The organism is Lysinibacillus phoenicis, from assembly GCF_047238325.1.
GTDB lineage: Bacteria > Bacillota > Bacilli > Bacillales_A > Planococcaceae > Lysinibacillus > Lysinibacillus irui.
Map to the genome: position 1 here is coordinate 1 of NZ_JBDFMP010000005.1, position 9,644 is coordinate 9,644.

Sequence of the window (9,644 nt, forward strand, 5' to 3'; positions counted from 1 at the left end):
CGCGGAGATATTATCATTATCGTTGGCGGTGTTATTCCAGCGCAAGATTATGAATTCCTTTATAATGCCGGCGCAGTAGCTATTTTTGGACCAGGTACAGTAATTCCTGTATCCGCACAAAAAATTATAGAAGAAATCTACAAACGTTTAGGCTATGAGGAAGTGTCTGAATAATGGACAAAAATAAAGAAATGGAAGACAGTGCGCTATTTGTCATGGACGGAGTCGAGGCAACTCACGACGGTATGCAATATGGTACACCGAAAAAATTCCGAAAGAAAAAGGCCGACAATTTGAATATACGAGAGCTTGCACAACAGGTACGTGCGGGCTCTCGCACCCATTTGTCAAAAGCCATTACCCTCATAGAAAGCTCTAATGCAACCCATAAAGTGCAAGCACAAGAGCTATTACAGGAGCTGCTCCCGCATACAGGGAATAGTATTCGAATAGGCATTACAGGTGTTCCAGGAGCAGGGAAGAGTTCCTTCATTGAAGCTTTCGGAACAATGCTTTGTGAAATGGGGAAACGAGTTGCTGTCCTTGCGATTGATCCAAGCTCTTCATTATCCGGAGGAAGTATTCTTGGGGATAAAACGCGCATGGAGGAGCTCGTCAAGAAGCCTACTGCATTTGTCCGTCCATCCCCATCAGCAGGTACCCTAGGGGGTGTTCATAAAAAGACACGTGAAACAATGTTAGTTTGTGAAGCGGCTGGCTATGATGTGATCTTAATTGAGACCGTTGGTGTTGGGCAAAGTGAAACCTATGTCCGTGGGATGGTTGATTTCTTCCTATTACTCGTTTTAACAGGGGCTGGCGATGAGCTGCAAGGCATGAAAAAAGGAATCATGGAATTAGCGGATGCTATTATCGTGCATAAAGCGGATGGTGATAATGTTCGTTTAGCCAAAAAAACAGTTGCAGAGTATAAGCAAATTTTACATTTTTTACAGCCTGCCACACCTGGTTGGATGTCAACATCGATGCCAGTGAGTTCACTAGAAAAACGGGGACTTGATAAGGTTTGGGCGACAATTGAACAATTCAAACAAATTGTGGAAGACAATCAATATTGGGCTACTCGACGTCAAAATCAAACAAAAGAGTGGTTCCAAACTATGATTACTGATCATCTAATTGATTTATTTTATGGGAATCCACAGCGAAAAGCCCATGTACAGCTGCTTGAACGCCAAATTTTAAGCGGACAATTGACAGTCACACAGGGTGTTGATCGTTTATTTAGCGAAGAGCAGGAAGACAAGTAAACTAGTCATATTGAAATCTTAGTAAAATCAAGTGATTTGTGTTGAGCAAGAAGGTGCACAAATTCTTTGCAAACTGCTATGATAAGAGATGTATGAGCGTCAAATACCAACTATATAAAATAAAGCTAAAATGACGCCGACTTGAAAGGAGCTATCGCTATATGAATATGGATTACGATTTATTTATGCAGGAAATTTTAAAAACAGCACGTGCTGAAATTGAGGCAGCTGGTTACGAACAACTTAAAACACCAGAAGCTGTTGAAGAGGCGTTTGCTCGCCCAGGTACTACATTAGTTATGGTTAACTCAGTATGTGGTTGTGCGGGTGGTATTGCTCGTCCAGCAGCTGCACAATGCGTACATTACGATAAACGCCCAGATCATTTAGTAACAGTATTTGCAGGGCAAGATAAAGAAGCTACTGCAGCAGCACGTTATCATTTCGGGGAAGATCACTTACCTTCTTCACCATCATTCGTGCTTTTAAAGGATGGACAAGTAGTAGCCGAAGTTGGTCGCTATGAAATCGAAGGGCATGACCCAATGTCAGTTGTAACAAATTTACAAGCTAACTTTGAAGAATACTGTGACGAACTGTAATTCTATTCTTGTATAAGAAAAATCATTAAATGTAAGTAGAATAGCCACATAGATAACTTTATCTATGTAGGCTACCTACTTATCTCCATATATAGTGAGTTCCGTTATTATTAAAATTTTTGTAATATTGGCTAAATGATTAGCTATATGAGTGAAGAGTACTAAAGGATGGGAGGCAGTCGGCCTGAAGAAGTTTTCAATCGGCTATCGAACGTTAAAAACAGCAATCGGTGCAGCAATTGCAATTGCCATTGCTCAATATTTTGATTTAGCCTCGTATGCATCTGCTGGTATTCTAACCATATTATGTGTGCAGCCTACGAAAAAGAAATCCATTTATGCAGCATATACACGATTGGTCTCAAGTATTATTGCGATGATTTTTGCTTTTGTGAGCTTTGAGCTTTTTGCTTATCATCCACTTACATTAGCGGGTATGTTAATACTGTTTATACCAACCATCGTGTCGTTAAAAGTTGCAGACGGATTTATTTCCAGTGTCGTCATTATTATGCATATATACGCTGCTGAAGGTTTTTCGCTGGCACTTGTTTATAATGAATTAGCATTAATGGCTATCGGTTATGGAACGGGAATTGCCATTAATATGTATATGCCAGACATTCAAAAGGAATTAAATTACTATAGAGTTAAAATTGAGGAGCTTTATAGTAAGATTTTTATAGAAATTGCAAGCTATTTACGACAAGGAGATATGCTGTGGGATGGGCATGAAATCATAGAAGCGATAAAAACATTAGATGATGCCAAGTCTTTAGCATTTAAAGATGTTGAAAATCATTTTATGAGACGAAAAAATGATTACTACAAGTATTTTGATATGCGTGAGCGGCAGTTAGAAATTATTGAAAGAGTACTTCCAAAAATTACAACATTACCTGTTATAGTACAAGAGGCTGAAATTGTGGCAGATTTTTTACAAGACCTTGGTGAGCATGTTCACTCTGGAAATACAGCGCGACATTATCGAGAAAAGTTAGAGCAGGTTAAACATGATTTTTCACAGTTACCTTTACCACAAAATCATGAGCAATTTATCGCCCAGGCAGCCCTCTATCAGTTTATAGAGGAAATGGACAGGTATTTAGAAATAAAGCAATCATTTAAGGGTTTAAAGGTCAAAAAAGAGCGCCCACAGTAGTGTGGACGCTTGTGACTTGCCTTAAACTAGCATAGATAATCCGAATGCTAGAGATGAGATTAGCATAATCGCTATCATGCTATAAACAACAATTTTTTGAAACTTTTTATTACTCATATGCTCGTTCGCTCCTTCTTTTCTTATAAATAGTTTAGCAAATCTGAAAAATTTCTCAAGTAGTAGAGTTTTGACAAAAAAGTCTGTAAAATAGAGTATGTACCATAACAGAAGGAGATGTCACCATGGAGAAAGTAGACCATATTGGGATTGCGGTGCGCGATCTTGATGAACGCATTACATATTATACAGAAACTTTAGGTTTAAAGTTGTTGAAAGTAGAAGAAGTAGAATCTCAACAGGTTCGTGTGGCATTTATCGACGCAGGCAACGTAAAAATAGAGCTATTAGAACCAATGAGTGAAAAGAGCGCCATTCATGGATTTATTGAGAAACGTGGAGAAGGCATTCATCATGTGGCCTTCGGAGTGACAGGAATTCGTGAGCGTATGGCAGAGCTTCGGGAGAAAGGTGTACGTCTATTATCCGACGAGCCAGGGCCAGGTGCTGGTGGTGCAGAGGTTGCGTTCATGCATCCGAAATCTTCATTCGGTGTGTTATATGAATTATGTGATAAAAGTGGAAAAGGGGATAAGTGATCAATATGGATATGTTCGACAAAATCAATGATTTATATGATCGTAAGACGGTAATTGAACTTGGTGGTGGCTATGAGCGCATCGACAAACAGCACGAAAAAGGAAAATTAACAGCTCGTGAACGTATTGAATTATTGCTAGATGATGGCACATTTTTTGAAATCAATCCATTTATTACGCATCGTACAGTAGATTTCGGGATGGACAAAATGGAAGGTCCTGGTGATGGTGTTGTAACCGGTTTCGGAAAAATCAATGGCCGTCCTGTATACTTATTCTCTCAAGATTTCACAGTGTTTGGTGGAGCTCTTGGTGAAATGCATGCGAAAAAAATGGCGACGGTAATGGACCTAGCTGCGAAAAATGGTACACCATTTATCGGCATCAATGATTCAGGTGGCGCACGTATCCAAGAGGGTGTTCTTTCTCTTGATGGTTATGGTCACATTTTCTACCGTAATGCGATTTATTCAGGGGTGATTCCGCAAATCTCTGTTATTATGGGACCATGTGCTGGTGGAGCGGTATATTCTCCGGCTATTACTGACTTTATCCTAATGGTTGATAAAACATCTCAAATGTTCATTACAGGACCTAAAGTAATCGAAACCGTAACGGGTGAGAAAATCTCCGCTGAAGATTTAGGTGGTTCAAAAGTCAATAATGCAGTAAGTGGAAACGCTCATTTCCGCGCACCATCTGAAGAAGAAGCAATTGATCAAATTAAGAAACTATTAAGCTATTTACCACAAAATAATAAAGAAAAGGCACCACGTCAAGCACGTCCTGAAGGGGATGACTACCGTCCAGAAATCGTGGATACAGTGCCAATTGAAACAACGCGACCATATGATGTACGAAGAGTTGTAGAACAAGTAGTGGATGAAGATTCGTTCATGGAGGTTCACGCAGAGTTTGCAAAAAACGTAGTTGTTGGTTTTGCACGTATTGCTGGTGAATCAGTTGGACTTGTTTGTAACCAACCAAAAGTACTTGCAGGTGGATTAGATATTGATTCTTCTGATAAAGCGGCTCGTTTCATTCGCACGTGTGATGCTTACAATATTCCAATCATCACATTTGAAGACGTATCTGGCTTCTTCCCAGGTGTTAAACAAGAGCATGGCGGTATTATTCGTCATGGTGCGAAAATCCTTTATGCTTATTCAGAAGCGACAGTACCAAAAATTACAGTTATTTTACGTAAAGCTTATGGAGGCGCTTACGTTGCCTTAAACTCTAAATCTATTGGTGCAGACCTGGTATTTGCTTGGCCAAATGCTGAAATTGCTGTTATGGGTGCAGCAGGTGCCGCGAACATTATTTTTGCACGTGAAATAGCGAAATCGGATGACCCAGAAGCGACACGTGCTGCCAAAATTGAAGAATATAAAGAAAAATTTGCAAACCCTTATGTTGCAGCTTCACGTGGAATGGTAGACGATGTTATCGATCCTCGAGATACTCGTATTAAGCTAATTCAAGGACTAGATATGCTAGCAAACAAACACGAAACTCGTCCAGAGAAAAAACACGGTAACATTCCACTATAAAAAAACAAGCCTAGTAGCGTGATAGTTACTAGGTTTTTCTTTTTTTAAATGAAACATTTTTCCTTGTCATCCGTACTGATAGATAAGAGGAGTTGAGATGAATGGAATGGCAGCAATTACAAACAGAGCAAGAAAAGATTCATGCACAACTAAGAAAAGCATCCAGATTAAAGGAGCAAAGTCAGTTACTGAATAGCCAAATTGAACTTACACAACAGGAAATAGACCAACATACAGCAGCACTCAATCAAATTCGATCCAAACTGGATAAATTAGATAGTTTCTCGTTTATGAATATGATTCGTACGTGGACTGGACAACAAGATGAGCTTCGTGCAGAAAAAATTGATAAAGCAGCGGTACTTGAATTAAAGATGAATGAAGCAAAAAAAATGCAAGTTGACTTAACTGAAGATAACATTCAAGTAAAGCATAAACTAACGCAAATAGATGAAGTGGCCTTACAACAAGCACTGAAACAGGTACTTTCAAAAAAGAACAAGTACTTACAGCTTCATGATCCAGCACAAGCAGCTAGACTAGAGCATTTAGCAAATGAAGAAATGTTAACCAAACAACTGATAACAGAAATCCAAGAAGCTGAGGAAGCAGGAGAAGTAGCCTTAACAAAGCTAGGGCAAGCGGCAGCTTCATTACATTCTGCCAGCGGATACTCCACTTGGGATACTTTTTTTGGCGGTGGACTCATTGCCACTCACTTAAAGCACGATGCACTCGATCAATCGGAGAACTACTTACACAGTGCTCAAATTGCCTTGCAACGTTTTCATAATGAATTATTGGATGTTCATGAGATGTCAACAAAATCACTCCATGTGGAGACAGATGGTTTCGTTAAATTTGCTGACTACTTCTTTGATGATATTTTTTCAGCCTGGTCTGTCCATTCTAAAATTTCAACTGCAAGGGAACAGGTATCACGTGTGCAAGATGATGTACATAATACAATTTGGCGCTTACGGGATAAACATAACAAAGCAGTGAGCTATCTACAAACGATAATAGAAGAAAAAGAGGCTATTTTAAATGTCTAAGGAAAGTCTGAGGATTTTTTTCTCGGACTTTTAGTCTGTCGGATTGTTCAAGTGATTTCAACTCTTCTGACGTTGTGCTAAAATAATACGTATACTATAACGTGGAAGAACACGTAAACTAAGGGAGTTTTACAACATGACAAGTCGTTTAGTAGAAGAGTTTTTTGAGCTCGTTCAAATTGATTCAGAAACAAAGCATGAACAAGTAATTGCACCAATTCTTGTAGATAAATTAACTGCACTTGGATTTACAGTCATCCAAGATGATGCACATACGCGTAATGGACATGGAGCAGGCAATATTATCGCCACTTTAAAAGGTACTCTAGATGTGGAGCCAATCTATTTTACTTCTCATATGGATACAGTTGTTCCAGGGAAAGGCATTCAACCATCCCTGCGTGATGATGGTTATATCGTATCCGATGGTACGACAATTTTAGGTGCTGATGATAAGGCAGGCCTAGCAGCACTCTTTGAGATGGTCAAGCGATTAAAAGAGCAAGATATAGAGCACGGAGATATAGAATTCATTATTACCGCTGGTGAAGAGAGCGGTCTTGCTGGTGCTAAAGAGTTAGATCCATCTAACATTAAAGCAAAGTATGGCTTTGCGGTGGATAGTGATGGCAAAGTAGGTGGGATTGTAACAGCCGCACCATTCCAAGCGAAAATTTTTGCAAAGATTATTGGCAAAACGGCACATGCTGGGGTTGCTCCTGAAAAAGGTATTTCCGCTATTACAGTAGCATCTAAGTGTATTGCTCAAATGAAGCTTGGGCGTTTAGATGAGGAAACGACAGCTAATATTGGACGCTTCGAAGGTGGCCAAGCAACGAATATCGTATGTGATGAAGTGACGATTCTAGCTGAAGCACGTTCCATTGATCAAGCTAAATTAGATGCCCAAACAAAGCATATGCAGGAAACATTTGAACAAGTTTCCGCTTCATTAGGCGCACGTGCAGAAGTGGAAGTGAAGCTTATGTATCCTGGATTCCGTGTAACAGAAACAGATAAAGTTGTGCAGGTTGCTATGGAAGCTGTTCGCAATATTGACCGTACACCAACATTAGGTATTTCTGGTGGAGGATCGGATGCGAATGTGATCGCAGGATTTGGTATTCCTACAGTGAATTTATCTGTCGGATACGAGGATATTCATACAACAAATGAAAAAATACCAGTCGAAGAATTAGAAAAATTAGCAGATTTACTCGTTGAAATCGTCAAGGAATCTGCAAAAAAATAACAGTCGAATAGAAGGATGTGAACGCATGGAAAGTGTCAAAGCAGTCGTTTTTGCTTGTGGGACAGAGGAATATGCGGTACCTGTAGAGCAAGCGATATCAATTGAAAAATTAGAGCATGTAACACCTATTCCTCATTTACCGAACTATCTTCTAGGCTTTACAAGAATTCGAGGTGAGCTTGTACCCGTTCTCGATTTTGAACGAATACTATACAACCGCTCCTCCAATACAGCAACTGCTCGTATTATTGTGATGAATACGGACGTTGTCAATTATGGATTACTTGTTACAGAGGCTCGTGAAATTCTTGATTTTGATGATTCCATACTGCAACAATTGGGTCTTGTCAATTATAGTAAAACGCGCTACTTTACAGCTGTAGCTAATCTAGAAAATCGTATGATAACATATGTTGATCCAAAAATACTGGTTAATTCATTAGAGGGCATTCGGGAAATTATCGATTATTTACACAAAATGCTTGAAAATGAAAAGGAAAACGTAGAGGCTTAAGTACTCTACGTTTTTTTATATTTGACTAGTAAATTTAACCTGTATTTTATCGTTTTTACCTGATCATACATGTGACAATTATGCATTATACCTACAGACAAACCGTTGCTAGCCGCGTATGATAATGAGTAAGAAAAAACTGAAAAAGGCAAACTTCACCGAAAGGGAAGGACGCAAAGCCATGAGTCTAAACACTATTTTTTCAGTGCATGATTGTCAGGTTGCCAGGTTCTGTTCTAGGAGCCGTGGCGAGTAGAATGGAGTTAGTTTGTATGAAGAGACAATTAAAGTTGTGGACAGCACTAATCGTCATCATGATTAGTTCATTAGCTTTATCAAGTGGAAAGGTTGATGCAATGGCTACACAGGAAAAGGCTACGTGGCTGTGGGATACATCCCTCATCATGGATGACCAAGAAAAAATATTATTATTTTTAGAACATAACGATGTTAAAAAGGTTTATCTGCAAATCGATCAAGGCATAGCGAACGATGACTATAAGCAGTTTATTAGCAACGCTTCTGACAAAGGTATTCGCATTTATGCATTGGATGGTGCTGCAAGCTGGGTTTCAGCTGAGGGTAGTCGAAGCCAAGACGAGTTGTTTAATTGGTTACATACATATAATGAGAATTCAACTGAATCTGAGCAATTTTCTGGGGTTCATCTTGATGTTGAACCTTATTTAAATAGTGGATGGAGCTCACATCAAGCACAAACGATAGGATCCTATCAAACACTAATAATGAAAGCAAGTGAGCAAGCAAATCAGTTACAACTTACTTTAGAAGTAGATATGCCATTTTGGTTTGATGAAGTTCAGTATCATAACGAATTTGGAAAAGGGTTATTAGCTGATTGGGTCATTGACCATGTGGATAGTGTGACGATCATGGCCTATCGCGATGCTGCAAAAGATATTATTTCTATTGTTGAGCATGAAATTGCTTATGCTTCCACGATGAATAAATCGATTGTAATTGGTGTAGAAACAGGCGCTTCAGAGGAAGGGCAAAATATTACTTTTTATGATAATGGAGAAGCTTATATGAATGAACAGCTTATACTTGTTCACCAACATTTTTCAAATAACGATGCTTTTCATGGAGTAGCCATTCATTATGTGGAGAATTGGATGACCATGCGGCCATAAAAAAAGTCCTTCCAGTGTAAAACTGGAAGGACTTTTCTATTGGTATTAGGACAGTCGACCACTGTAGTCCTCGAATTTAAATTCACGAATGACTTTAATACCTTCTTCATCATTATAAGAAACGATAGAAGGGAGGTTGACGCCGTTAAACATATGGTTTTTCACCATTGAATAATGGGCCATATCTGTGAAGACAAGTCGATCACCTGGTTTTAATGGCTCTTCAAACGAATAATCGCCAATCACATCACCAGCAAGACATGTAAGTCCACCTAAGCGATATGTGTGTGCGAATTCATTCGCTTGACCAGAACCAATGATCATTGGGCGGTATGGCATTTCAAGTACGTCAGGCATATGACATGTTGCTGACGTATCTAAAATAGCAAGGTCCATCCCATTTTTTTGAATATCAAGTACTGTAG

The 9,644-nt window shown here is 39.2% G+C and carries 10 protein-coding genes, 1 pseudogene and 1 riboswitch; of the genes and pseudogenes, 9 read left to right on the forward strand and 2 right to left on the reverse strand.

All coding sequences use genetic code 11. The features are described from left to right. Window positions 1-173 precede the first annotated feature (173 nt). The 3 genes from meaB (at window position 174) to ABC382_RS24740 (ending at window position 3,035) form a co-directional block, all read left to right on the forward strand. A complete protein-coding gene (gene meaB, locus ABC382_RS24730; RefSeq protein WP_274793605.1) occupies window positions 174-1,271 on the forward strand; it encodes a methylmalonyl Co-A mutase-associated GTPase MeaB in 1,098 nt (365 codons plus the stop codon). A gap of 161 nt (window positions 1,272-1,432) precedes the next feature. Further along, the gene (locus tag ABC382_RS24735; protein WP_274793604.1) at window positions 1,433-1,873 is read left to right on the forward strand and encodes a BrxA/BrxB family bacilliredoxin; all 441 of its coding nucleotides are present in this window, start codon (window positions 1,433-1,435) and stop codon (window positions 1,871-1,873) included. A 151-nt stretch (window positions 1,874-2,024) separates the two neighbouring features. Beyond that, the gene (locus tag ABC382_RS24740; RefSeq protein WP_274793603.1) at window positions 2,025-3,035 is read left to right on the forward strand and encodes an aromatic acid exporter family protein; all 1,011 of its coding nucleotides are present in this window, start codon (window positions 2,025-2,027) and stop codon (window positions 3,033-3,035) included. Window positions 3,036-3,056: 21 nt separating this feature from the next. On the opposite strand, the gene prli42 is transcribed toward ABC382_RS24740, so the two are convergent. Next, window positions 3,057-3,152 (reverse strand): stressosome-associated protein Prli42, encoded by a 96-nt coding sequence (gene prli42, locus ABC382_RS24745; RefSeq protein ID WP_155273190.1) that lies wholly within the window; start codon window positions 3,150-3,152, stop codon window positions 3,057-3,059. A gap of 125 nt (window positions 3,153-3,277) precedes the next feature. Between prli42 and mce the strand changes: the two genes are divergently transcribed. From mce to ABC382_RS24775, 6 genes are all read left to right on the forward strand, one after another. Further along, a complete protein-coding gene (mce, locus tag ABC382_RS24750; RefSeq protein WP_107949440.1) occupies window positions 3,278-3,691 on the forward strand; it encodes a methylmalonyl-CoA epimerase in 414 nt (137 codons plus the stop codon). Window positions 3,692-3,696: 5 nt separating this feature from the next. Continuing rightward, window positions 3,697-5,244: an acyl-CoA carboxylase subunit beta gene (locus ABC382_RS24755; protein ID WP_274793602.1), complete on the forward strand. Its 1,548-nt coding sequence runs from the start codon at window positions 3,697-3,699 to the stop codon at window positions 5,242-5,244. A 101-nt stretch (window positions 5,245-5,345) separates the two neighbouring features. Further along, window positions 5,346-6,299, forward strand: coding sequence for a coiled-coil domain-containing protein (locus tag ABC382_RS24760; RefSeq protein ID WP_274793601.1), 954 nt, complete (start codon window positions 5,346-5,348; stop codon window positions 6,297-6,299). A 136-nt stretch (window positions 6,300-6,435) separates the two neighbouring features. Then, window positions 6,436-7,551 (forward strand): M20/M25/M40 family metallo-hydrolase, encoded by a 1,116-nt coding sequence (locus tag ABC382_RS24765; RefSeq protein WP_412926518.1) that lies wholly within the window; start codon window positions 6,436-6,438, stop codon window positions 7,549-7,551. 25 nt (window positions 7,552-7,576) lie between these two features. After that, a complete protein-coding gene (locus ABC382_RS24770) occupies window positions 7,577-8,065 on the forward strand; it encodes a chemotaxis protein CheW (protein ID WP_274793599.1) in 489 nt (162 codons plus the stop codon). A gap of 137 nt (window positions 8,066-8,202) precedes the next feature. Further along, window positions 8,203-8,294, forward strand: a riboswitch (cyclic di-GMP riboswitch). A gap of 43 nt (window positions 8,295-8,337) precedes the next feature. Beyond that, a complete protein-coding gene (locus ABC382_RS24775) occupies window positions 8,338-9,219 on the forward strand; it encodes an amidase (RefSeq protein WP_412926519.1) in 882 nt (293 codons plus the stop codon). Window positions 9,220-9,264: 45 nt separating this feature from the next. Here ABC382_RS24775 and ABC382_RS24780 read toward each other — a convergent pair. Further along, window positions 9,265-9,644: pseudogene (locus ABC382_RS24780) on the reverse strand (carboxynorspermidine decarboxylase); the annotation flags it as partial.